18 protein-coding genes and 1 pseudogene are annotated in these 25,301 nt (G+C 32.7%); 14 read left to right on the top strand and 5 right to left on the bottom strand.

The window, feature by feature from the left end; genetic code table 11:
* Nucleotides 1–10: 10 nt before the first annotated feature.
* Together ETSB_RS10440 and ETSB_RS09820 are read right to left on the bottom strand one after the other, a co-directional pair.
* Nucleotides 11–133, bottom strand: a complete 123-nt coding sequence (locus tag ETSB_RS10440; protein WP_269763974.1) for a hypothetical protein — start codon at nucleotides 131–133, stop codon at nucleotides 11–13.
* An 867-nt stretch (nucleotides 134–1,000) separates the two neighbouring features.
* Nucleotides 1,001–1,153: a hypothetical protein gene (locus ETSB_RS09820; protein ID WP_171816373.1), complete on the bottom strand. Its 153-nt coding sequence runs from the start codon at nucleotides 1,151–1,153 to the stop codon at nucleotides 1,001–1,003.
* Between the two features lie 1,168 nt (nucleotides 1,154–2,321).
* Here ETSB_RS09820 and ETSB_RS01545 point away from each other — a divergent pair.
* From ETSB_RS01545 to kaiC, 3 genes and pseudogenes are all read left to right on the top strand, one after another.
* Nucleotides 2,322–3,206 (top strand): circadian clock protein KaiA, encoded by an 885-nt coding sequence (locus tag ETSB_RS01545; protein WP_044105889.1) that lies wholly within the window; start codon nucleotides 2,322–2,324, stop codon nucleotides 3,204–3,206.
* 307 nt (nucleotides 3,207–3,513) lie between these two features.
* Nucleotides 3,514–3,911: pseudogene (gene kaiB, locus ETSB_RS09095) on the top strand (circadian clock protein KaiB).
* Between the two features lie 20 nt (nucleotides 3,912–3,931).
* Complete coding sequence (kaiC, locus tag ETSB_RS01540; protein WP_044105888.1) at nucleotides 3,932–5,494, top strand: circadian clock protein KaiC; 1,563 nt, start codon at nucleotides 3,932–3,934, stop codon at nucleotides 5,492–5,494.
* A 147-nt stretch (nucleotides 5,495–5,641) separates the two neighbouring features.
* Here kaiC and rsmH read toward each other — a convergent pair whose 3' ends face one another.
* A complete protein-coding gene (gene rsmH / locus ETSB_RS01535; protein ID WP_044105886.1) occupies nucleotides 5,642–6,556 on the bottom strand; it encodes a 16S rRNA (cytosine(1402)-N(4))-methyltransferase RsmH in 915 nt (304 codons plus the stop codon).
* A gap of 208 nt (nucleotides 6,557–6,764) precedes the next feature.
* Here rsmH and ETSB_RS01530 point away from each other — a divergent pair, with 208 nt between their 5' ends.
* From ETSB_RS01530 to ETSB_RS10580, 6 genes are all read left to right on the top strand, one after another.
* Nucleotides 6,765–7,202, top strand: coding sequence for a DUF4168 domain-containing protein (locus tag ETSB_RS01530; RefSeq protein ID WP_232509839.1), 438 nt, complete (start codon nucleotides 6,765–6,767; stop codon nucleotides 7,200–7,202).
* 817 nt (nucleotides 7,203–8,019) lie between these two features.
* Nucleotides 8,020–8,352 carry an ATP-binding protein gene (locus ETSB_RS01525; RefSeq protein WP_044105883.1) on the top strand — a complete coding sequence of 111 codons (333 nt, stop codon included), beginning with the start codon at nucleotides 8,020–8,022 and terminating at the stop codon, nucleotides 8,350–8,352.
* A 94-nt stretch (nucleotides 8,353–8,446) separates the two neighbouring features.
* A complete protein-coding gene (locus ETSB_RS01520) occupies nucleotides 8,447–9,514 on the top strand; it encodes an amino acid ABC transporter substrate-binding protein (RefSeq protein WP_044107545.1) in 1,068 nt (355 codons plus the stop codon).
* A 136-nt stretch (nucleotides 9,515–9,650) separates the two neighbouring features.
* Entirely contained in the window at nucleotides 9,651–10,823 is a 1,173-nt protein-coding gene (locus ETSB_RS01515; RefSeq protein ID WP_044105882.1) for an amino acid ABC transporter permease, read from the top strand.
* Nucleotides 10,824–11,269: 446 nt separating this feature from the next.
* Entirely contained in the window at nucleotides 11,270–11,512 is a 243-nt protein-coding gene (locus tag ETSB_RS10585) for a precorrin-8X methylmutase (protein WP_332403718.1), read from the top strand.
* Entirely contained in the window at nucleotides 11,442–11,819 is a 378-nt protein-coding gene (locus ETSB_RS10580) for a precorrin-8X methylmutase (RefSeq protein ID WP_332403716.1), read from the top strand. Before ETSB_RS10585 ends, ETSB_RS10580 begins: the two co-directional genes overlap by 71 nt.
* 593 nt (nucleotides 11,820–12,412) lie before the next feature.
* Here ETSB_RS10580 and ETSB_RS10180 read toward each other — a convergent pair.
* Entirely contained in the window at nucleotides 12,413–12,793 is a 381-nt protein-coding gene (locus ETSB_RS10180) for a hypothetical protein (protein WP_232509837.1), read from the bottom strand.
* A gap of 141 nt (nucleotides 12,794–12,934) precedes the next feature.
* Here ETSB_RS10180 and ETSB_RS10170 point away from each other — a divergent pair, with 141 nt between their 5' ends.
* The 4 genes from ETSB_RS10170 (at nucleotide 12,935) to ETSB_RS01490 (ending at nucleotide 16,795) form a co-directional block, all read left to right on the top strand.
* On the top strand, nucleotides 12,935–13,195 hold the full coding sequence (locus ETSB_RS10170) for a hypothetical protein (RefSeq protein WP_232509836.1): 261 nt from the start codon (nucleotides 12,935–12,937) through the stop codon (nucleotides 13,193–13,195).
* 148 nt (nucleotides 13,196–13,343) lie between these two features.
* A complete protein-coding gene (locus ETSB_RS01500; RefSeq protein WP_044105881.1) occupies nucleotides 13,344–14,384 on the top strand; it encodes a permease in 1,041 nt (346 codons plus the stop codon).
* A gap of 40 nt (nucleotides 14,385–14,424) precedes the next feature.
* Nucleotides 14,425–15,243, top strand: coding sequence for a TIGR03943 family putative permease subunit (locus ETSB_RS01495; protein ID WP_044105880.1), 819 nt, complete (start codon nucleotides 14,425–14,427; stop codon nucleotides 15,241–15,243).
* Between the two features lie 52 nt (nucleotides 15,244–15,295).
* Nucleotides 15,296–16,795: an Ig-like domain-containing protein gene (locus tag ETSB_RS01490; RefSeq protein WP_044105879.1), complete on the top strand. Its 1,500-nt coding sequence runs from the start codon at nucleotides 15,296–15,298 to the stop codon at nucleotides 16,793–16,795.
* Between the two features lie 2,188 nt (nucleotides 16,796–18,983).
* On the opposite strand, the gene ftsY is transcribed toward ETSB_RS01490, so the two are convergent.
* Nucleotides 18,984–20,492, bottom strand: a complete 1,509-nt coding sequence (gene ftsY / locus ETSB_RS01485; RefSeq protein WP_044105877.1) for a signal recognition particle-docking protein FtsY — start codon at nucleotides 20,490–20,492, stop codon at nucleotides 18,984–18,986.
* Between the two features lie 1,879 nt (nucleotides 20,493–22,371).
* Here ftsY and ETSB_RS01475 point away from each other — a divergent pair.
* Nucleotides 22,372–23,766 (top strand): TldD/PmbA family protein, encoded by a 1,395-nt coding sequence (locus ETSB_RS01475; RefSeq protein WP_044107544.1) that lies wholly within the window; start codon nucleotides 22,372–22,374, stop codon nucleotides 23,764–23,766.
* Nucleotides 23,767–25,301 lie beyond the last annotated feature (1,535 nt).

Genomic DNA, 25,301 nt, shown 5'->3' with positions numbered 1-25,301 from the left:
TTTGCTGATTTCAAGGATTTAAGCAAGGAAAAACAGATGGATTTTTAACTCGATTGGCTGCTTTGGTTGTTTTTAGGTCTAGGGTGACTAAGAGTAACTCAGCTAGTCTGAGTTGTTTAGAAAGTGATTGCACCTAATCGGTTGGATCATCAAGATAACGTTCATGTAAGACTACTACATCTACTTGCCAAACATTTAGTTAATATTTGGACTTGTTCGATATTATCGCCTTCACGAATACGATGGTCGAAACTCTTTCTTTGCCCAGATTATACTCTATTAATGAACTAGGAGAAGGCAAAAGAGAATGTAAAGAATTGGTATCGGTTAGAAAATATTGAGGTTTAAGCTTTTCAGGAACAGATTGAAACCATTGAGAACAAGAAGGGTGACTTGTTAGAGAAAACCCCTCTGCTAAGTAGTAGGGGAAGGAAAGTAAAAGGTGGGAGTTTGGGCCAATGCGACAACTTGATCCGAAAGGAATTGTAATTTTTGACTTGATAAGAAGCAAACACTAGTATTATTGGAGAGAATTAACTTCTCAATTGGCTCACGCCACAAGTAATTTTATTGTATCATGTTTTTCTGTTGTGTTTGTAACGGAACGGGTAGGGGAAATTGCTCTAACAATTCGATCAGTAACGATAGGTGAATAATAAAGACGGTTGAGGGGTAATAGGAAGAGTTTGAGTTAAAAAAGCTTTTAGCATTAGCTATCGAGAAGTTCCTGAAAATCTCCACTGTCATTTACAAGTCCATAGGTGGGAGAAATTCTTCGGTCAATATTTTTGTCTTGTCAATAGGCAAAAAAATCTATTACTTTTAAGTCATAAGGAATAAGTACTACAGGAATTGACAAGTTCTCTAGGTTATCTAGCATCAACGATTGAGATACTTGACTATCGTTTTGAAAAACCCTAAACGACGAAGGCATAGCCTCAAAAGATTGTTTTAGGAGTAAAGAAAGAAGATAATGGACACAGACCATACCTAATGGCTTTTAGGCACAATCTACTATTACTAGCCCCTCATACTTCCCTGAGCGAAATAGGGTAGTAATCTCTTTAATGGTGATAGAATATTGACAAATCGGGACAGGGTGAAGAAATTGTTTTAGAGTCAGCATCGGACTAGCGGGAGTAATTCTGTCCAAATCAAGATAGGTATCTCTGTCCTATATTTTAATCTTGATCTTGCCCTGATTAGTGGTCTTTGAAGGCTCATAAATTACAAATGATTAATTAGTGTAATAAATTTACAAATATTTGTTTGTTAAAAAACTTATAAACTATCTAAATCAGCTATAAAATTTTGTTTTGTGCAACTTTATAAACTCCAAAAAATTAATCTCTATAAAAATTAATTTTTTGGAGTCACATAGCACAGTTAAATTTAAACCTATTGACTACTAATTAATTGAACTTTTTTTAAGATACTTAATATTCATATTCGATAATAACAGAAGTTTATGGTCTATTTATGTAGATAATGAGTAGAGTGGTTTCGAACAACTATTTTTTATTTAAGTAGAGTTAAATTTAAATAAATTTAACTCCCATGATTATAGTTATCTTTTAGATAAAAATACATGTAATTATATTGACATAATTACATGTATTTTTAAATATTTTTTTGATAAAATCATTATTTTTTGTTTTAATTATTGCTTATTTCTGGCTCTTTTATAAAAAAATAGAAATCCTGGAAAGAGTTAATTAAACTTTTATTTTTTTATAAAAATTAGATTATTATTGGCTATAATAAATTTTTATCATCATTCATATAAAAAATATCCAAAAGATTTTACCTCTTCTTGATTCCTAATTATTTTTTTTAAAAAAAACCAAGCACAATTCTTCTTTTACTTTAATAATATATCTATAAATTATTGTTATAATTTTATTTTTTAAAATTTACGTATAAAATTTGGGCTCTCATCCTTGTTCTGGACTAATTTTGGGGGTTCATTAGTTAACTTTTAAAGTTCTTGCTCTTTTAATTCTGTTAACTATATTTTTGGATAGACTAGTATTTAGCAATTACTAGTTTTTAACTGCTTTTATAGAAGGTAGGCTTATTTAATCTTACCTTCTATAAAATGCAGATATATTTTTATAACGAAAATTAAGTGATCATAGTCAACTAGTAAATGATCACTTAATTTTGTTTAAAAGAGTTTAGTCGAAGACGCTGAATTATCTGATATGAAAGTATTTGTGTTAACAAAGTATTTATGTTAACTTTTATGTGAAGGAGTTGCTAATACTATTCAGTTTTTTCTTTTATAATTCTCTAGTGACCTAGTTCTTAATCTTAAAACCTTGCAATCTAGATTATCAATTTGTCTCTATATCAGTAATCACCATATTGCCCAGTATTTGACAAATATTCTGAGCAGTACGTCTTATTTTATTCAACTAGTTGACTCTTCTCAGGAGTTGCTCGACTTAGTAAACAGTCGTGACGTACAAATTGACTGTCTCGTTATTTTCCGAGATACTACGGTCTCTTCTTTATTTAATCAACTTTACGAACAAGAAATCCTACTTCCGGTGGTTATTATTGAACCAGAGTTAGATACAGACGTTTTTCCAGATAAAGTTGGAACCCTAGCGTGTCTCTATCATAGTGCGGAGGTACGACAGCCAGTAACGACCTTAGATAATATGGCAAAATCTCTTGATCTAGCTATTGCGCAATTTTTACGTTTGGGACCAAGTTATTCTTTAACAAAAAGTCCAGTTTCTTTGCCCGAAGTCTTAGTTCCTGATAAACAGTTAAGTTTTGTGCTCTTACAACAACGTCGGTTAGCAAAAAAGCTCAAGGAAAGACTGGGCTATTTAGGAGTGTTTTACAAGAGAAATCCCAGATATTTTTTTCGAAATATTTCCAAAATACAGCAAGAAGAACTTATTAATTATTTAACTAAAAAATATCGAAAAATTGTTCTTAATTACTTTAGTGATGAGACTGAAATTAACCAGTTTATTGATCAGTTTGTGAACAAAGCTTTTTTTGCCAATATTGCAATTTCTAAAATTTTAGAAATTCATATGGAGTTAATAGACGAATTTTCTCAGCAGCTTAAGATAGAAGGCCGCAGTGATGAAATTCTTTTAGATTACCGCTTCACTATCATTGATGTTTTAGCACATTTGGGAGAAATGTATCGTTGCTCAGTTCCCAGGGAAAATCTTTATGTTTGATTAACTTTACCAAAAATATAAAGGCATTGTTACCATCCCAGACTTTTTGAGAAATAAAAAAATTAGCTCTTCTAGATTAAGTACGATAAATTAATTACTAATAACTTATAAAACTTTTAGTTTAACTTCATTCTATAAAAATAGAAACTATATTTCTTCTAAAAAACAAGTCTTATAAGCCTTAATAATCTTGCAAAATAAGACCTGAAGTTTGTATTAATTATGGTTTTATTGTAGCTGATCTACAGAAGTAAAAAAATATTTTTAAACAATATTCTTTATATCAAAATCTCCTGATTTTTAGCCGATGAAAAAATTCAAAATTCCCTATGGTCTTAAGCTTTATGTAGCAGGCAATACCACTAACTGTGTCAGAGCTTTTAAAATACTTTAAAATAGTCTTGAAGATAAATTTAAAGGAGTTTATGCTTTCAAAGTTATTGATATCCTAAAAACCCTCAACTACCTGAGGAAAATAAAATTTTAGAAAAAACCACTTTAACTAAAATTTTATTTTTCCTTGTTCGTAAGATTATAGGCGATATTTCAGATAGAGAAAAAGTTATTATTGGCTTATATCTTTTTTATGAAAAAATTAAAGAAAGAGAAGATAATTTACAAAAAAAATCTCCATGTTATTTGCTAATATATAGTAAGAGCAACTTACATATATTTGTATATGAAATTATCGTTAATTTTAAATAAGAAGAATCAATAAATCAACAATGAATGAATCGCTTCCTAATAGGCAAATACCAAAAAAACTACCTCCTAAAGGAGTCTGTAAGATTCGGACTATGATTGAAGGGTTTGATGAAATTAGCCATGGCGGACTTCCCATTGGAAGAACCACCTTGGTTAGTGGAACATCAGGAACTGGTAAAACGTTACTAGCAATTCAGTTTCTCTATCATGGGATTAAATATTTTGATTATCCGGGATTATTTGTAACCTTTGAGGAATCGCCAGCAGACGTTATTCAAAATGCCTATAGTTTTGGTTGGGATTTACAAGAAATTATTGATAAGGGTCAACTATTTATTCTTGATGCTTCCCCTGATCCTGATGGACAAGAAGTGGTAGGAAGTTTTGATCTCTCGGCTATAATTGAACGTATCCAGTATGCAATTCACAAGTACAAAGCAACACTCGTTTCTATTGATTCAGTAACGGCAGTGTTTCAACAATATAATGCAGCATCCGTGGTACGTCGAGAGATTTTCCGTTTAGTAGCACGGTTAAAACTCCTAGGGGTTACTTCAATTATGACTACAGAACGGGTGGAAGAATACGGGCAAATCGCTCGTTTTGGGGTAGAAGAATTCGTTTCTGATAATGTAGTCATTTTACGAAATGTTTTAGAAGGAGAACGTCGTCGAAGAACAGCTGAAATTCTTAAATTGCGCGGGACAACCCATATGAAAGGAGAATATCCTTTCACCATTACTAATGATGGAATTAATATTTTTCCGTTAGGAGCTATGCGACTTACTCAGCGTTCTTCAAATACTCGAGCTTCTTCTGGAATTGAAACTCTTGATGAAATGTGTGGAGGAGGCTTTTTTAAAGACTCAATTATTCTGGTAACTGGAGCAACAGGAACTGGTAAAACTTTGCTGGTAAATAAGTTTTTGGAAGAAGGTTGTAGTCAAGGAGAAAGGTCAATTTTATTTGCTTATGAAGAGTCTCATGCCCAATTATCTCGAAATGCTTTTTCCTGGGGAATTGATTTTGAAAAAATGGAACAGAAGGGACTACTGAAATTATTATGTAGCTATCCTGAATCTGCAGGATTGGAGGATCACTTACAGATCATTAAATCAGAGATTTCTGAATTTAAACCTTCACGAATTGCTATTGATTCTCTCTCAGCATTAGCAAGAGGAGTTACTCACAACGCCTTTCGTCAGTTTGTAATTGAGGTAACAGGTTATGCAAAACAAGAAGAAATAACAGGGTTTTTTACCAACACAACTGATAAATTTATGGGTTCTCATTCTATTACGGAATCTCATATTTCCACCATTACTGATACCATTCTCATGCTGCAATATGTGGAAATTAGAGGGAAAATGTCCAGAGCGATTAATGTCTTTAAAATGCGAGGGTCTTGGCATGATAAAGGGATTCGAGAATACACTATTGATCAAGGCGGTCCAAGAATTAAGGGTTCATTCCGTAATTACGAAGGCATCATCAGTGGTTCTCCTACTCGAATTACTATCGATGAAAAAAATGAATTTTTCCGTATTGTTCGCGAAGTTAAAGATAAATCTCTTGATGAGTAGTTAATGGTTAAGCTGTTGTGCATTTGAATCGCTTATTAGAGATTCAATTATAGACGTTTAACGCTTTTCTTTCCTGCTCCAAAGTTCTCTCACAGTCAAAATTATCAATTCAAATAACGAAAAGCTAAATCTTTACTCTCGATATCCTCAATCTTTCATACGCTGAGAAAATCGGAGTTTAGCTGAACGGGAACGAGGATTTATAGCTTTTTCTTGGGGTTGAGAAATAATTGGTTTTTTAGTTACTATTTTCAGTGTTGAAGAGTCACGAAAACGATGCTTTACAATACGATCTTCGAGACTATGAAAACTAATAACTCCGATCCTTCCTCCAGGTTTTAGCCACTGGGAAACCCGATCTAAAAATCTTTCTAAAGACACGAGTTCCTCATTCACTGCAATTCGTAACGCTTGAAAAACACGAGTAGCAGGATGAATACGTCCATAACGGTATTTAGTAGAAACTGTATGAGCAATGGCTTGGGCTAGTTGGATTGTGGTATAAAATGGCCTTTGCTGTACGATGCGTTTAGCAATAAGTCGTGATTGCCGTTCTTCTCCATAATGAAAAAAAAGTTCAGCTAGAGACTTTTCATTCCAACAATTAATAATTTCAGCCGCCGTTAGCAACTGGTTTTGATCCATCCGCATATCCAAAGAAGCTTCATGACGAAAACTAAACCCCCGTTCAGGAAGGTCAAATTGTGGAGAACTGACACCCAAGTCAGTGATAATGCCCGAAAATTCTGCTTGTTTTCCTGGATAATCAGCAAAGTTTCCTTGCCAGAACCGAACTCGTTCTCGACCAAATTTTTCTAAATTGGCATTAGCTGCCGCAATTGCCTGTTGATCGCGATCAATAGCAGTTATCCGCACATCTTGAAAGGCATTTAAAATTAAGGAGCTATGTCCACCACTTCCCACTGTTGCGTCCAGATAATGTCCTCCCGGACAAATTTTTAATCCGGCAATGACTTCTTGCGATAAAACAGGAATATGGATAAATGAAGTCTCTTGAATATTGGTAAAAGTTGTTGAAACAGAATTATTTAAGTAAGTCATAAAAAAAAATAGATAATTGAGAATCACACAGATGGATAGAAACAGGAAAAATTATGAACGATGTAGTCTAAGTTTCTTTTGGAGATCACAGGAACTTATAATACTTAAAATAATTCAAAACAAAGAAGAAACTCGGGCGGAGATTCCAATAGTATTATATACTTGACGGTTAGCGCGCATGGTGTTTATTCACTGTTCCCTATTGAATTTGAACAGAACATTGACTCGTTCTTTAATGGCTAGTTTACTAGCACTTATCGGTATCCTCCACGGATGTAATATTGTCCCCATCTTTTCTCGACAAGATCCGTCGTCAATTTCGGAGATCACTGATAGCGATATTATTAATTATGCTAGAACTGTGTTAACTATAGAATCTCAACGTCAAATCGCATACCAAAAAATTGAAGATATTATCAATGATTCTCCCCCAGAAATTGCTTGTGATAGTCCTAAAAGTTTTAGAAAATTACCCGGCGAAGCGCAAAAAATTGCAGTTGATTTTTGCAATAGTTCTAAAACTATTGCTGAACGACGCGGATTTACCGCGAGTAAGTTTAATATCATGACTCAAAAAGCACAAGGAGACGAAACCTTAAAACAAAAAATCCAAAACGCCATGGTTAAGATACAGCAAGAAAACTAAAGAAACGATTTTTTTTTAAAAAAAAAGATTATAATAAAATTTAATTACCTATCCATAATTAAACAATTATGGCTCTTCTAGACTGAGTGTGATAAATTAGTGGATGATAAGTTTGAAAACTATTAAAAGGTAAAATATTTGAAGTCTTAAAAACCTTGCAAGTTAAAGAATCAGTTTGTTTTGTTGTAATTTCATCGCAGCTTGACTAAAAAATCCATGCTTGTTTGACTCTTTAAAAGTATTAAACTAAAGAGATTAATCAATATAAATCACTCGTTTAGCGATTTGATATACTGCTGTGACAGCTATCCTGTTGTTACTGTTTGTAAGAGAGGTCTTTTTCTGCGTTAGAATTTATCTAGTAAACTAGATTTACAATATCCTGAAACACTTATGGAAGGCGCTCACATCTTCAGAAGAAATTACTCAAAAGACTGACCGTAATCGTTATGTATTAAAATATCTAACAGCAAATTATCCCTAGTTTAAGATAATTAAATCTATCCAGCTATTGAGTATAGATTAGGATGGTGAGGGCTATTACTCAAGTTCCTTTTAAAGCTGGTGATCGAACCTGCCTGGGAATCTTGCCTAAAATCCTAAATAATTATAATCTGCTACCGATGCTTTTAATAAGTTGGGAAGCCCCATCGCCATCGTTCAACCTAATGTTCAGATAGACTTAGCTTATTTTGAAACAGATTTTTAAATGCAACAACGACAGCTCGAAGTAGTAGGATACTTAACTTAACTTAACAGTTAGGAAATATGGTCAATAACCTTTTGTTTTTAGCGCAACCTAGATAAAGGAAAAAATATGACCAACGTCAAGAAAACCAAAGCATCAATAAAAAAGGCGAGACAAGAACTAATCAAGCGCGACCATCTTGTTCGCCTACAACAGGTTGCTGTTAAAGATAATGGTAAAGGCATTTTAGAAAACCCTAAAATTCATCTATTGGACCGTTTATATCGTTTTAACCGGTCTCATATTCATCGAAGTTCAGAAGAATCTAGTTTAGGATCAGCTATTGCTGAGGCGATTGTCAAAAATCATCAAAGACAGATCATCATAAGCAGTAGCTTGAATCAAAGAACAATTCTTACTCTAACATCATCATTGAATTACTCTAAATCTGATTTAGTATAAAGCTGAAAGTTTTTAAAATCCTTTGAAGGGATAACTTAGTATCGATACATCACATTAATCCTAAAAGTAACAAATGTTTGAGCAAACCTGGTTTATGGCTAAATGGCTGTCCTTAGTTTTGGCGACTTTATGTTCAGTAGTTCCATTAACGGCTTGTGGAAGCCAACAAAGGACTACTCAACCCACTGCCGAGAAGAGAAAAACAGACCTTAATGGAAGTCGTCTAGCAATAGTTAAAGAACGAGGACACCTAATTTGTGGAGTTAATGGGGAAGTGCCAGGGTTTAGTTTTGTAGATGAAAATGGGCAATATTCTGGTTTGGACGTGGACATCTGTCGAGCAATCGCGGCAGCCTTATTTGATGATCCTTCCAAAGTTGAATACCGTAAGCTTAGTGCACAAGAGCGCTTTACGGCTGTCCAGACAGGGGAAGTAGATATTCTCAATCGCAATACCAGCTGGACAGTGAGTCGAGACATCTCAGTAGGTGTGGCATTTGCCCCTATAGTTTTTTATGATGGACAAGGCATCATGGTGACTAAAGTGAGTGGGGCAACTAAATTGGAAGATTTGGCAGCTAAATCAATTTGTGTTTTAGCTGGAACTACTACAGAACAGAATTTAGCTGATCAGATGCGTAAAAGGGGAGTAGAAAACTATAATTCCGTTATTTCTGATGATGTGGACGCTCTTTATGCTGCCTATCAGGAAGGTCGCTGCGAGGCGGTTACTGCAGATCGGTCTCAATTAGTAGCCCGTCGTTCTGTTTTTCCTCAAAAAGATGATCATGTTATACTGGGGGTTTTTATGTCTAAAGAACCACTCAGTCCAGTTGTCGCCGATGGAGATCCTGATTGGTTTGATGCAGTGAAATGGATTACTTTTGCTACTATGCAAGCAGAGGAATTTGGCATTATGTCCGAAAATATAAAAACCTTTGAATCTAGTGAAGATCCTAATATCAGAAGGTTTTTAGGATTGGATAATAAATTAGGTGAGGACATAGGATTACCTAATGATTTTGCTTTCCGCATTATTAAGCATGTCGGAAATTATGGTGAAATTTATGAACGCAACATTGGTCAACCATTGAAATTAAATAGAGGACTTAATAAACTTTGGACTGATGGCGGTTTGCTTTATTCCCCACCGTTTAGATAGGATGTTATATATAGTTAAGGAGTAATACTTAATAGCTGATGTCGAAGCTGTTTTACTGCTAACTTTTAAACATGAAGTACTATGCTTTAAAGCTATTAACAATTTTAAAATTATTCACTATTAATTACTAACTAAAATGATTGACAAAAAAAAAATACTATTATGGCGAGACTCTCGTTTTCTGAAGACTTTCTTTCAAGTATTCATTGTCCTGGTTTTAGGATTAGTTATATTAATTTTAAGTAATAATTTGGTTAATAATTTTAAACGATTAGGATTAAATTTTGGATTATTTTTTTTAATTGATTCTGATCGCACAGCATCTTTCAGTATTTCTGACTCTTTGATTCCTTATAATTCTACTGATTCCTACGGCAGGGCAGTTTTAGTGGGATTACTTAATTCTTTAAGAGTAATGATTAGTGGTATTGTCTTAGCTTTTATTGTCGGTATTACTGTCGGATTAGGAAGACTATCTGATAATTGGTTAGTCCGGAAAATGGCTTCAATTTACGTAGAAACTGTACGAAACACTCCTTTACTATTGCAATTATTTTTTTGGTATTTTGCCGTTTTTTTAAAATTCCCTAAAATTTATGAGCCTGGTAACTTTTATAATTTAATTTTCTTCTCTAATCAAGGAATTTATCTTCCTCGTCCTTTAGGTAACTTACAAACTTTCTTGTTTTTGGGATTTATTATTTTCAATAGTTTTTTAGCTGGATTAGTTTGGCGTAAACGGAATCAAATGATAGTTCAGTTGAAAAAAAAAGAAAGACCTTATCAAGGACTAATGCTGGGGATATTAATCTTTGTTTCATTAATTTTTATCTTTGGTATTGATTGGCAATTGCCTCAATATAATAGTGACATTAATCTCATTCAAGGAGGATTAAATTTATCCCCCGAATTTGCGACATTGTTATTGGGACTAACCATTTATACGGCGGCCTTTATTGCTGAAATCGTTAGGGCCGGTATTCAATCAGTGTCTAAAGGACAATGGGAGGCAGCTAAAGCACTAGGACTTAACCCAAGTTTAGTAATGCGGTTAGTAATTTTTCCCCAAGCGTTACGAGTTATGATTCCGCCATTAACAAGTGAATTTCTCAATCTAGCTAAAAATTCTAGTTTAGCAGTTGCTATTGGTTATAATGACATTTATGCTGTCGCTAATACTGTTTCCAACCAAACTGGAAAGGCAGTAGAAATGTTATTGATTGTTATGATAACTTATCTGGTTTTTAATTTGATTATATCTACGGCGATGAACCAACTTAACGCAATCGTACGGCTTAAAGAACGTTAAAAACTATTACTGTTCAGCAGCTAGTTAGTTTTAGTCGTTGCGCCATAGGTGCACATAGAGAAGTTATCTACATTGTGAAAGAATTAACGGAAACTTACTTAGTTTTAAGCGTAACAGCATAGGTATCAGGAGTAGAAGATACTGAGACATAATAAATAGTCTCAAACTCTGTTTCCATAAACTAATATTCGTCAAGGCAACAGTAATAAGATAACCCCAAAATAGAGGATAAAAAAGTCTATTTATTAATAAACAATAGGGATAACTATTTCTATGTTACTTACCAATTTTTTTTAGTATCAGGGCAACGTATTTTTCTCAGTTTTGTAGATATTCACCAAGTCTTTTCTGGTAGTTAATCAATCTATCCATAATGGCAATGTTCTATAAACCTACTAAAAAATTTATAATAAATCTCTTATTTCCTTTTATTTTGATGAAGGTTTTTGCCAAAAATAAATCAACAATTTAATCATACAATTGTTAAAAAAAGTTTTGCGATTATTGATCGTGAAGTTGGAGATTGTAATCTTAATAAATTTGAGTATGCAATTGCTCGTCGTGTTATCCATTCTACCACAGATTTTGATTTTATTGATTTACTTAAATTTAGCCCTGATGCAATTACTAAAACCATCAAATTTTTGCCCAAAAGTAAAGACTATCGTAACCGATATTACAATAGTTAAACAAGGAATCTTTACTTTAGTCAATAAAACGTTTCAAAATACTATTATTGCTGCTATAGAACAAGTCAGCAACGCCCTACCTGGAAAACCTCATACCGAAACTGGATTGTTAAATTGTTTTAACCAATATCCTCAATCTATTTATGTAATTGGAAATGTCCCCACTGCTTTAATAGCTTTATGTAAAGAATTGGTCACTTCTAAAGTAAAATCAACCTTGATTATTGATTACTCTGTTGGTTTTGTTTCTGTAGTTTACTCACAAAAAATATTAGCTAAAACTAGTATGCCTCAGATTAGAGTATAAGGTTGCAAAGGGATATTAACACTTACCTCTGCTATTTTTAAAATTTTATTGATAGTAGCATTTCAAGAAAACAGGAAATCAATAAATTACCTCTATTGTCTAAAATAATTATGATTAAAGTAATAGTAATTAGTTTAAACAGAGTAATGGGACTAACTAAACTAGTCCAAGAAATTGTCAATAAAGCTACATTATTGGTTGGAAGTAAATAACACTTAAGCTACTTTCTTGAGTATCCTGCTAAAATAATAGTCATGAAGGATTTACTTAAAAATATCAAAGAAATTAATAAAGAAAAAGACAATCAGAATTGGATTCTTATCTTAGTGACTGGAGATCTATTTTTTTTTAGGAGGATTATTGATAGAGTATTTGCCAACAAAAAATTTAAAGTTTTATACTCATATAAGTAGTATACAATTAGTACTTAATTTACCTAAAATACCTTGGCAAGACACTAAAACTATCAGCATTTACGGACGATAAATAGATAACTTAATTGCATTATTTATTTAAACAGGGAGTTAATAAAAATGTTATTTTAACATATCGCACTCACAATCACAATCTATCAGTAATTACTCGTTTTTATCTTAGTTTAAATTTATCTTATTATTATTAATTTTTAGTTTGTAAAAACAAAGTATATTATACTGAAAAAATACAGGTTTATTTTCTGCTAATTCTTTAGCAGAAAATAAACCTGATATATTTGCTTCTCTTAATATTGTTGTTATTTTACAAAAACCTTTAAATAACTTTTTATAAATTGATCTTAATGACTTACCTTTATTTGGTCTGCCTGATAATTTATTTTCTACCTTTAAAGATAGACCAGGATTGATTACAAAACAAGAAAGTTGCATTAGCATTCTGGGATAATTATCCCTAGATAATAAACAAATTGTTTGGGATATTGGCGCAGGAACAGGATATGTATCTGTTGAAATTGCCAGATTATGTCCTAATTCCAAAATTTATGCTCTAGAAAAAACAGCAGTTGTAATTACATTTATTGAAAAAACTGGCAGCATCTTAAAGCTTTTAATGTTGTCCCCATTCATGGAAAAGCCCTTGGTATTCTAGCTGACTTACCCCAACCTCATCGTATTTTTATGGGAAGAAGTGGGGGAAACATTATTCCAATTTTAGAAGTCTGCAAAGATAAGTTGGCTAAAGATGGAATCTTAGTTATAGCACTAGCAACAGTGGAAAACTTAGCTGTTGCTATAGACTGGTTTAAGAAAAGATCCTGGGATTATCAGCTATTAAACCTACAGGTTACTCGTTCTGCCTCCGCCTGTAATTTAACCCGATTTTCTTCTTTAAATCCTATTATGCTATTACGGGCGTCCTTAAGTTTATTGAAGACGTAAGGCATTATTTATTATTCTATCAATACTGAACTATAAATTTGTGCTGCACGGGCTTCCATAATAAACCAATCAAGGGATTTGTTAAGGTGCTCATATCCTTTAAGGTTTAGGATAAGTTCAGCCTAAAGAAATCCTCAAATCACTGATAATGAGTCAACTATATAACGCCTTCACATTATTTCTTAGCCTGCTGATAGAAGCTTTTCCCTTTCTTTTATTAGGAGTATTACTATCAAGTATTTTACTGCTATTGATTGATGAGGAAAGATTAATCAAAATATTGCCTAAAAATCCCTTTTTAGGAGCATTGGCCGGTAGTTGTATTGGTTTTTTGTTCCCCGTGTGTGAATGTGGAAACGTTCCAGTAGCGCGACGACTGTTGATGCAGGGAATACCTACTTCAGCAGCTATTGGTTTTTTATTAGCTGCCCCGACCATTAATCCTGTTGTTATTTGGTCAACTTGGGTAGCTTTTCGGGGACAACCAGAAATTGTTGTTTTTAGGATTGTATTTTCCTTAAGCATTGCTGTGTTCATGGGCTGTGTTTTCAGTGTCGAAAAAGATTCCCGCCCTCTGTTGCAACCATTTTTAGCACAACGAGTCACTAGATTACGCCATCAGATAAGTAAAAGGAATTTGTCAACTCAAGAAGGCTTTCGTCAAGATAGCCTGACATTGCTGCAGTCAGGAACTTTTTTACTTGATAAACCAGGAAAACCCTTATCAATCGAGGCAATGGCAGAAACAGCGATTGCCTCATCCACAAACTCTACTCCAGACTCAACTAAACGATTTAAACTAGTTTTGGATAATGTTGTACAAGAATTAAGAGAATTGGGAGGAATGCTAATTTTAGGGAGTTCAATTGCTGCTTGTTTACAGGTCTTTGTTCCCCGTGAAATGATTCTTGACTTAGGTCAGGGAACCATTAGCTCTATTATAGCTATGATGCTCTTAGCGGCAATTGTGTCTATTTGTTCAACAGTAGATTCCTTTTTTGCCCTTTCCTTTGCGTCTACCTTCACGACAAGTTCTTTGCTCGCGTTTTTGGTCTTTGGTCCCATGATTGATATTAAAGCAATCGGTTTGATGTTTTCAATCTTTAAACCCAGAATGTTGATTTATTTGTTTGTCTTAATTGCTCAATTAACCTTTATCTTAGCCTTATATCATAGTTATTTTTTCTAAAATAAAAACAGTGCCTAATCAGGTGATACTAGCTATAATAATGAATTTTCTTTCGAAATTACAATCTTTTCTAAGGCGTCTCCTACCAGGGTTAGATGTTTTAGCCTTACTGACTTGGGCGATTTTATTATTTAAATATTGGGTAACTGGTCAGTTGAAGTTATTGATTCACCCCAATTACTTTTGGCTGGTTTTTGTCACCAGTATTATCCTCTTTTTGTTAGCTGGGCTCAAAACCTGGCAAGTTATTAAGAATATCAGCCGCAAAAACACTAATATAGCAAATTTTGAGTCCGTTCAACATATTACTTTATTTCCACCTGGATGGAGCAGTGGTTTGTTAATTGTGACAGCGATTACTGGATTAGTGATTCCTCCAACCATTTTCAACAGTCAAATGGCACTACAAAGGGGAATTTCTGAATCTTTGCCCATCACTCAAACTCAAACCCAAACCTTTAGAACTACTGTGAAACCAGAGGAGAGATCCCTCATAGAATGGATACGTACCTTGAATGCTTATCCTGAACCTGATGCCTATAAAGGACAAAAGGCTAAAGTCACAGGATTTGTCGTTCACTCCCCTATTCTACCTAACAATTACATTTTTCTAAGTCGTTTTATTATTACTTGTTGTGCAGTAGATGCTTATCCGGTAGGGTTGCCTTTAAAATTAGAGGGTGATCGCAGTGCTTATCCTCCTGATACTTGGTTAGAAGTAGAAGCATTAATGATGACAGAAACTCTAAAAATTGATACACAAACTATGAAAGAAAACCCTACAGAAAAACGTCAATTGGTGTTAGAAGCTACGTCTATTAAGACTATTCCGACTCCTGATTCTCCTTATGGATATTAAACTAAAATATAACTTTTTGAAAAGAAATTAATTGTTGTTTAACTATGTTCTTATGAATAAGTTAGTATTGCGACCTATTGACAGAATTTCTTTATTTATCATGGCCGCCTTAATGTTGGTCATTGTAGGTTTGATCATAGGAGAAAAAAACTGTGGAAGTCAATGTTTTTTAAGAAAAGGACCGCGAGTTAAAAGTTTAACCTGGCAAAATAAGCAAATTGGGGCCAAAGATCGAGCATTTATTTTAACCTTTGATCGCCCGATGGATACTGTTAGTGTTGAAAAAAATTTAGTGATTGATCCTCCTGTTCCTGGTAAATTCAGTTGGGCTGGACGACGACTGGCTTACACCTTAAAAAATCCAGTTCCCTACGGACAAACCTATCAAATCCATCTTTCTGGGGCCAGGGAACGGTTTAGACAACAAGGACAACCAGGGGAAGTAATGGAACCATTTATGGGAGAGTTTCAAAGTCGTGATCGCGCTTTAGCTTACATTGGAACTCAAGGGAAAGAAGAAGGAAGACTGGTTTTTTATAATTTAACCCGACAGAATAAGCGAATTTTAACTCCTAGAGAGCTAGTTGTCATTGACTTTGAATTTTATCCTCAAGGTGATTACATCCTTTTTTCGGCTGCCTCTCAAGGTCGAGGAATTGAGGGATTACGAGAATTGCAACTGTATAAAGTGACAACAGGAGTTGATAATGGGGTGGATAACCCTACGGCTAATCAACCAGGGAAAATAGAACTGATACTTGATAATGAAGACTATCAAAATAACCAATTTGATTTGTCAGATAATGGAAAAATTATTGTAGTACAACGAGTTAACCGCCAAAATCCAGCTGATTTTGATCTGTGGATGCTGAAATCTGGAGACAAACCGGAACGGTTAAAAGTAACGGGGGGAGAGTTTTCCATTACTCCTGATAGCCAGACGTTAGCAGTAGCTAGGGGAGAAGGAATTGGAATTTTACCCCTAGAACCTCTGGCTGAACCCTTGGATTTTTTACCTAAATTCGGTCAATTACTCAATTTTGCTCCTAATGGTTCAGCGGCAGCTATGGTAGACTTCAATACAGATGATGCTAATTTGCGTTACATGCGATCACTTTTTTATGTGAATAATCAAGGGGTGCAAAAAGAACTCCTAACAACTGAAGGGTCTATCATTGATTGTCAGTTCAATTTAAAGGGAACTATTCTTTATTGCTTACTAACCGAATTGGTAAATACTGAAGAATACAAAGAACAACCTTATTTTGCGAAGTTTGATCTTAAAAAAGGAGCTATGGTCCCTTTGGCAACTTTATCCGATTATCGGGATATAAAGATTAGTTTATCCCCCGACGGTTTAGCTCTTTTATTTGATCAGGTTGTAACTAGTGACAATCCCATTTTTAATGATAAATTAACTAGTAATTCAGGAGAAGCAATTGTCGGCGGACAATTATGGCTACTGATTCCACCAACACAAAATACTGTGAATACTCAAGTGGAACTAAAAGAATTACCTCTAATTGGATTTCATCCTCAATGGTTGCCTTAATTGTTTAACTCTAATTTTTCGGTTTAACTCAAAAGATCTTAATGAATAAAGCTTTTCTATATTGAGTGTTATAAGTTTATAGGAGAAATACTTATTTAATCAAACTCTTCTTTTTTTTTCTAAACCTCTCGAAGTTAGTTCAGCTATAAGCTTATCTTTTATAATCAATTTAATTTCTTGATTAATTTTTTCGATCACTACTTAGGAAAATCGATTATAAAAATATACTACAATTCTTTCAACTTCTTTACTTATTGTCTGATACTAAATGCGACGGACACATTCTCCTAGAAAAAGAAATTGAAAATTTAGCCAATTAAAATAAGTTATATTCTTAATTTTTTTTATTTTATTGAATATATGATAACGATTCAGTAATACTTCTTTCATTTCATTAATTGTTCAAAAATACTCATTGACTCAAGGCTTGCATATTAACATCTATAATCTTTATGCTGGCTTGAATTATAAATAGAAACCCAGCAAACACTTTTTAGTAATTGCTAAATAAATTTTTCTCTTTTTGCTCTAAAACTAGACTATATTATCTTATATCAATAAAACTTTTTTTAGATAGAGCTATATTCTTAATCAAATATTCATAAACTAAACTCAACTATTTTATATTTCCTCTTTGAGTCTTATATTATAAAATTTTTTTGTTAAAAGTTTAATAAATTCATAAGTATATGACTATTTATAGCCTTGTAGTATCTTTGAAAAAGTTTATCTTTCTTAAACGAGATTAGCTTCAATCCTGCTCTAAGTTCATTGAAAAAAACATATATCTATATTGGCTTTTAAATGTAGATTTTTTAGGTTTTTAAACTTTTTAAAAGTTTACTTTAAAAAGTTTAAAAATTATCTATTTCTATTTTTTAGGTTTATTTTTTACTTTAATATGAGCATATAAACTTTTATTAGATAATATATATTGATGATTTATATTTTTTCTATTATTTTGCAAAAAAATGTAAAATTATGCCTATGATATTCTATCCACTAGCCTTAATTTTGATTGGTTTTAATATTTTTTAAAAAGTTTATAAATTAATAAAAGTTTTTAAACTATTTTTTAAAATTCTTTAAAAAAATTCATCTCTTAGAGACTTTATATTTATAAATTAACTATTATTGAATTACTTTAATCAAAGACAACCGTTCATATCATAATTAATTTTCGTTGAATTAGATTTAATTAACATAAAAATAAATTTATAGAAAAGTTAATTTTCTTTAAAAGAAGATAACATATACTAAAAATTTTTAAAAAAACTAATTCAAGAGACTTTAAATAGTGATATCAAGAATACTGCGAAAAGAAATCGAATAAGTAGATCAGGGATAGAAATAATTACAAAAAAATTAAAAGTTAATTTAGGTTTATTTTTTAAAATTCAATATCAATAAACAAATATTTTTAATAAAAATTAATATTTAATATCATGACTATTGAACTTAACTAATATGTGTCATAAAACTTATTTATTGTAGCTAAATACTCGTGAAACAATTAGGCTAAACATTGGATTATAGAATTTATTATCTGTTCTGACTAAAGAACAATTTAGGGAACGGTAAACAGTATTAATAATAAGTTGAAGTTGATTGAAACAAAAGCTCATAGATTCAAAAATTTAGTCTATTTTTAACTCCAAAGTTTCTTGACTTGAGATTTAACTATTTAATTTAACATTACCAGTTTAATAGAACTATCAATGTTGACTATTTCTGTAATATTGAAAATATTACGAAGACATTAATTCTCTTAATTAAAGTTGATAAAAATTTTAAAAAAATGGGTTGTTTTTTTATCTACTGTATATCCAAGAAATAAAATTTTCTAAATATTGTGAATTCTGTGTGTAGCACTTTTGTTAAATCTATTGTCAACTGTTATTATTCCATAACTCTGTCAAAAAATTAAAAAAGTAAAAACACTATTAATCTTGTATCCGCGGATAAAAGCATTTATGCTCAGATAACAACATTAGTTCAACTTACCTTAGCTAATAACATTTAAAATTACAAGTAGCTAAAGTTTCAAATTTCAGTTTGCTAGGTTATAATTGGATATAAAAAATTAGTATTGTTTGTATAAACAATCAACTTGTGAGTAATTACTAAAGTTCAATCAATGAAAATAAGTTGAACAATGCTTACCTAAAGACTAGAATTCTTCGAGATGTTAAGTATTGAGTAAGGCCTCTATAAATTCATAACTAGAAAAGGGATGTAAATCTTCAATTTCTTCTCCTGCACTGATAAAGCGAATAGGTAAATTAAGTTTTTGAGAAACAGCCAAGGCTATTCCACCTTTAGCAGTTCCATCCAATTTAGTTAACACCACTCCCGTTAAGTTGGCTGATTTTGAAAAAACTTCAGCTTGGCGTAATCCATTCTGTCCTAAAGTAGCATCAAGAACTAGTAAAGCTTCAACTTGGGCATTAGGGGCTTTTGTGTCAATAATTCGCCTAATTTTAGACAATTCTTCCATTAGATTCTTTTTATTTTGTAACCGTCCTGCCGTATCCACTAACAAGAGTTCTATCTGACGAGATTGGGCAGCCACAATGCCATCAAACACTACTGCCGCCGGATCAGTATTTTTACCTGGGTTAGCGATGACTAGAGTATTACTTCTCTGTCCCCATACTTTTACCTGTTCCACGGCTGCTGCTCGAAAAGTATCCGCCGCAGCAATTATACAACTATACCCAGATTTTTGGGATAAATAGGCGAGTTTTCCAATCGTGGTTGTTTTGCCAGCACCATTAACCCCTGTCATTAACCAAATATTGAGGGTATTTTTTTCAGGAGCAAACCCTGGATTCTTTATTTGTTTCAAGGGAGCATCAAGAATATCGCGTAGAATTTCTTTAAGATAGGCAATCGCCTGTTCGGGGGGTAATGTCTCTTCGCGAAATCTACTTTGTAAACTTGTAATGATATACTCAGTAGCCTCTAAACCCACATCCGCTTGTAGCAACAGAGTTTCAATTTCTGTTACCGCATCCTGGTTGAGGGGTCCTTGTCCAACAACCGCTTTAAGTTTGTTAACTAATCCTCGACGGGTTTTACCGAGTCCTTGACGCAGTTTTTTTAACCAGCTGATTTCTTCGGCAGAAATATCTTTAGGTGCACGGCCTTGAGCTGCAAGAACTTTGACTGACCAAACAAATTCTTCATCAAAGGCTAATCCTAATTCGTCTACCTTTTCCTTCTCTATCGCTGTCTCTTTAAGGATCTCTAAACGATCTGATTTTTGCATCCAAGCAGGACTGGTTCTTTCTTCAACGGAAGCAGATTCTTCACTAACTTCTTGTACTGAGGGTTTAGGAGTTTCAACGGTAGTAGTGGTTGCACTGGTGGTGAAAACGGGTCCTTCAAAAACTTCTGAGACTGGGTTTTTAGGAGTCTTTGAAGGCTCGATTTTGGTGGGAGTTTCTTGTTGTAAATCAGCTTCTGTTTCAAGCGTTTCTGGAGTTTCTTCTGATTGAGACTCTTCTTTGCTTTGTTGAATGTTTTTATAAGCTAACTTAGCCCAAGTCAGATAATCCTCTTGACTTGGCTGGGATGTTTGTTCTGGGATTTGTTTTTGGATTTGTGAAGAATCAGTAGGAGTTTTTTTTTCAACAGGTTCTAATTCTTGAGATTTAGCCGGCGCTTCAACTTTACTGTAAAACCAATTAAACATAAGAATGTTTTTTAAAAAAGTTAAGTTATATGTTCAGAACATTTTAACAGAGATTTCAGGATTATTTAATAAATAAAAACCTGTTGCTAGACAATACCAACCTTTCATTTAATTTGGTTAGGAAACTTATAAATCAAGATAAACTTTAACATAGTCGATAACTATAGCTGAAGAATAATTTAGTCATAAACCTCTTGATAATTTATCCATATATAAACGAAACGCCGATCTTCTATTTAGTAATGTTGAATTGGGAGCTGCCACTACTATGATTTTTAACTCTTGTGATGCTCGATCTAGCTCAGAAGAAGTGACCAGAAACAGCTTCCCTGTTTTTGCTAGAAGTGACCACCAGTTGGACTAAGTCTCTCCATACAATTTTGGGGAGTGCAAACAGTTTGCAATCGAGTTCTGGATATGATGAAAGGAAAGATTACCATTGCTGCCTATTGCTTATGCAAGGAAAAAATTACACTAAGGTTATAGTGTATCTACATTCAACAGTATTTTACTGTTGAATGTAGATACACAGCAAGTCATTATTACATAGGCACATAGGCAACAATCTAGTTTTAGAGTTTGGGAAGTCTATGCCTTTTGAGTTAAGTTGTCAGCAATACATTTCTTGGCTGTATCACGGAAGTGAACTAGAAGGTATGCACATATTTTATGCTGATTTTAATGTGATTAATTTCCCGACTAGTAATATGGGGCAAAAATGGGAGATAGTTTAAAATAAAAGTTAAGTCGATAAGAGATCTCAAAGAGTTAAAAATGTATATTTCTGGGTTGGAGGGTGAGATGATGTCCAGTTTCGGGATTGATGTTTAAGTTTTACCAGGGAAAATTTTTCTAGCTCTAGATAAAAAAGCGATCAATACAGTAGGGTGGATAGTCGCTGATTAAGGGTAAAAAACTAAGCTAAAATTAAAGTTAATTCTCATTATTACTATCGAGTATAGTCAAAATTAGACAAAATTTTAAAAATTCCAATTAATGAACCTGTTTGGAGTAAATTACCAAAGAAGTATCAATAAATTATAAAAACAGTGGCGATGAAGGAGGCTAGGGAGGATAATTAAAATATCTTGGATATCTCAGAAGCTGACGATGTCAAGATTTGAGTTACTTTCAAATCTATCCTTGGAAGTGGCATTAAAACTATTTCCCTATTCTAATAGAATTTATAAGAAAAAAATGAGCGATAACACCGATTTAAAACAAGTTTATCAGTTGTAGAATGAGTGGATGCAATGAAATACTTTTAATGATCAAAGTAATACTAATTTTATGAACAAAAACTTTTTAGAAACAATAAGAAGCTTGAAGGGTCTGAACACTCACAAGTAAACTGAAAGCCAAGGCAGAACTACATGAATAAACTTATGGTAGGATTAATAAAATTGAGTCCTTTAAAGGTTTTCTGTGTCCATGTTTCTAATAAAGCAAACTTGATGACTACTATAATGAAATATTGACAAAATTTAAGAGATAGTGAAAATGACCAAGGTAAAAATGTGGTAAAAAATAAGGTGCACTCTGATAATGCAATATTTCATGGCTTTGATTTTAATGTAACTATGTTCACAGTAGTGACAAAAACACTTCCTTATATGACATTTAAATCCCAAAAAACAAAACCTGCAGTCAGGAATTCTTTGTTATAAACAATATAGGTATGTGGATTAAGCGTTGACATTTTTTTAGCAAATCCACCGCTTAAGCGATTAATGAAAATTTAACTAAAGGTATTAATAAAACAAGAACTAAATTATTGTTTATTTTTATATTTAAAGGTTATTTATTCCCGCATCCTATACTTTCCATATGTCCTTTAAACTAAAAGAAATTAGAATCACAATTAGCTATGGCTGCCTCTATGACTGAGATTAACACCTACAAAAATCAACTAACAGAAATCATCCACCGTCACCGAGATTACGTAGATTTTTTAGCAATTCGGGTCGAATACTCTGAAGAGACAAATATTATATTGCGAGGGAATAAAATAGATACTCTGAGCGAAGGTATTGCCAGTGGAGGTCAAGTTAGAGCCTGTTATAGAGGGGGGTGGGGTTTTGCCACCTTTAATCAATTATCAACTTTAAACCAGCGAGTGGAAGAGGTGGTCGCAGCAGCACGTTTGGTGGGGGATAAGGAAACTCGATTAGCTCCCATTGAACCCGTCCAGATTGACTGTCAGTTGCCCTTAACCGGAACTGATCCTCGCCAGGTTCCAATAGCACAAAAAAAAGCCCTGTGTGAACATTACAATGCTATCCTTCGCAGTTTGAGTAACCAAATTGCAACTACCTCAGTTCACTATAAAGACAGTACCCAAAACATCCTTTTCGCTAGCTCTGAAGGGACATTGATCAAACAATCTTGGGCAGATTTGGAAATGCGGTTTTCAGCAACGGCTAGAAGTGGTGAAAACTTACAAACAGGACGGGAAACCATAGGTTCTCGTCGGGGGTATGAAGACTTAACAGGTTTAGAACAACAGATACAAGGAGCAGCCCAACGCGCGCTAAATGCTTTAGTTTTGCCCCCTGTGAAGGGAAATAACTATACAGTTGTGATAGACCCTGTTCTTACAGGTTTGTTTGTTCATGAAGCATTTGGCCACCTTTCTGAAGCGGATATGTTATACGAAAATCCTGAGCTTTTAGAGTTGATGAGTATGGGGAGACAATTTGGACCTGAGATTCTGCAAATTTTTGATGGGGCTGCTCCTCAAGGTCACAGAGGGAGTTATTTTTATGATGATGAAGGAGTTCCTGCAACCAAGACCCAATTAATTCATAATGGGGTCTTGGTTGGACGGTTACATTCACGGGAAACTGCCGGAAAATTGAACGAACGACCTACTGGAAATGCTCGTTGTTTAAACTATCATTATCCTCCTTTAGTACGAATGACAAACACTTGGATCGAACGTGGAAAGACTCCAGTAAAAGATTTATTTATGGATATTCAAGAGGGAATTTATGCCAAAAATTGGTTAGGAGGAATGACAAATGGGGAAATGTTCACTTTTAGTGCAGGGGAAGCTTGGATGATTCGGCATGGAAAGTTAGCTGAACCTGTCAGAGATGTAACTTTATCAGGGAATGTGTTTAAAACCCTAGGTAATATTGAAGCGATCGGAAATGATTTTTATTGGGATGAATCAGGAGGCTGCGGTAAAGAGGGACAAAGCGGTCTAGCCGTTGGTTGTGGGGGACCAAGTCTACGGATTAAAGAGGTTATGGTAGGGGGAGAAGTAGCTTAATACGTATTAAATCTAAGATTTTAATATCTAGAACTGAGGTCACAGAACTCATTCAAGAAAACAAATAGTTGTTCAGAGAATTACTGTACCACAAAGGTAACTGTCAAACCTCGAATTTCAAAACTGGCTGATGATCCTACTAGGTTAATATTCGAACTTTTAGTAAAAGCATTAATGGTAATAAAATTAATATCAATATTAATATTTTTTTAAAAAAGTAACGATAATAATTGATAACCTTATAGATCTAATTTTTACATCAACTTAACTTGACAAAAAATATTGAATGTAAAGCAAGTAATAAAAATAATTTAAATAAACTAAATAAAAATAGTGCTTTCTAGAACTATTTGCCAGTCATTACTTTTCGATAAAAAGATAAAATTAAGTCCTTTATCATGTTAATAATTATGCTAGCATAATTATTTTTTATTAAAATTAATATTTTCTGAAAACTAGATTAGCCATTAGTTTTAATAACCAGAATTTATCATGTATGATGATTCTTAATTTTTTAAAAAATAAACAAATTCTAAACTATATCCACATTTTATGGATTTTAAATTGATTTCATAAAAGATGAAAGCCAATTTTTAATAACTAAAAATAGTAGCTACAAATAAATTTTAAATAGCAAGATAAAGGTTAAGATGAATAGTTTTTAAAACAGTTTTTAAAACTACTTGTGTAGTTTTGTATTCTCTTTATTATTAAGCTATGTATTTTTATAACATTTGTAAACTTACAAAGAAATTTATTTAAGCTTTAATTTATGCAAATTTTTTATTGTTGTTTAAAAATTTATTCTATATTGAGAGAACCAATTATAAGATGTCACTGCCACTGTCTAAAATTATTTTATAAATTAAATTATTTTTATCTTTAGTAATGACTTTATCAAAATTCTAGTAACTTAGAGAAATAGCTTTTTATCTTTTATAAAATATTTAAAATTAACCTTAATTTTAAAACTTATTGAATACAACTATTAATATTTCTTTGGCAAAATTTTAAATTTAAGTTTGACATAGTTCCAGCGATTTTACTATACTAAAGGTCTTATTGGGCAATCTAATGTATCTATTGAATAGCCAATATTTATTTAAACAGATAATATTTTTAGAGAATTATTCGCTGTAATGCTATAAAAATAAACTAAAAATTATTTTTATAAAATAATTAATTTACTTATAATTTTATTTGTATAAAATTATAAATTATAAAATATTAATAATAATGATAAATAGATAGCTTATAATATAATATAAAACCTAAAATTTGCTATGCTATTATTAGCTTAATAAAAACCAAAAGCTAAAGTTTTATTATCACTTATAGGTTTATTAAAAACTATAATTACCATTATAGATGGTATTCCGAGATATTTAATATTTGAATCAAATTATATGAAACTTAAAATTTTCACTTAGTTTATACCAACTGCATCAAATCCTCTAATCAGTTTAATGAATGAGGTTCTAAATTTAGACGGAATAAATATTATCTATTATTCATAGCTTAGAAGAGATAGTAAT

The organism is cyanobacterium endosymbiont of Epithemia turgida isolate EtSB Lake Yunoko, from assembly GCF_000829235.1.
Lineage (GTDB): Bacteria > Cyanobacteriota > Cyanobacteriia > Cyanobacteriales > Microcystaceae > Rippkaea.
Note: the sequence above shows the minus strand (reverse complement) of the source record. Positions and strands in the feature narration are given on the sequence as shown.

Excerpts from the sequence above, each read along its gene's own strand:
- kaiC (WP_044105888.1), top strand. The coding sequence starts at position 3,932 with ATGAATGAATCGCTTCCTAATAGGCAAATACCAAAAAAACTACCTCCT.
- rsmH (WP_044105886.1), bottom strand. The coding sequence starts at position 6,556 with ATGACTTACTTAAATAATTCTGTTTCAACAACTTTTACCAATATTCAA.
- ETSB_RS01525 (WP_044105883.1), top strand. The coding sequence starts at position 8,020 with ATGACCAACGTCAAGAAAACCAAAGCATCAATAAAAAAGGCGAGACAA.
- ETSB_RS01520 (WP_044107545.1), top strand. The coding sequence starts at position 8,447 with ATGGCTAAATGGCTGTCCTTAGTTTTGGCGACTTTATGTTCAGTAGTT.
- ETSB_RS01515 (WP_044105882.1), top strand. The coding sequence starts at position 9,651 with ATGATTGACAAAAAAAAAATACTATTATGGCGAGACTCTCGTTTTCTG.
- ETSB_RS10580 (WP_332403716.1), top strand. The coding sequence starts at position 11,442 with ATGCAATTACTAAAACCATCAAATTTTTGCCCAAAAGTAAAGACTATC.
- ETSB_RS10170 (WP_232509836.1), top strand. The coding sequence starts at position 12,935 with ATGGGAAGAAGTGGGGGAAACATTATTCCAATTTTAGAAGTCTGCAAA.
- ETSB_RS01500 (WP_044105881.1), top strand. The coding sequence starts at position 13,344 with ATGAGTCAACTATATAACGCCTTCACATTATTTCTTAGCCTGCTGATA.
- ETSB_RS01495 (WP_044105880.1), top strand. The coding sequence starts at position 14,425 with ATGAATTTTCTTTCGAAATTACAATCTTTTCTAAGGCGTCTCCTACCA.
- ETSB_RS01490 (WP_044105879.1), top strand. The coding sequence starts at position 15,296 with ATGAATAAGTTAGTATTGCGACCTATTGACAGAATTTCTTTATTTATC.
- ftsY (WP_044105877.1), bottom strand. The coding sequence starts at position 20,492 with ATGTTTAATTGGTTTTACAGTAAAGTTGAAGCGCCGGCTAAATCTCAA.
- ETSB_RS01475 (WP_044107544.1), top strand. The coding sequence starts at position 22,372 with ATGACTGAGATTAACACCTACAAAAATCAACTAACAGAAATCATCCAC.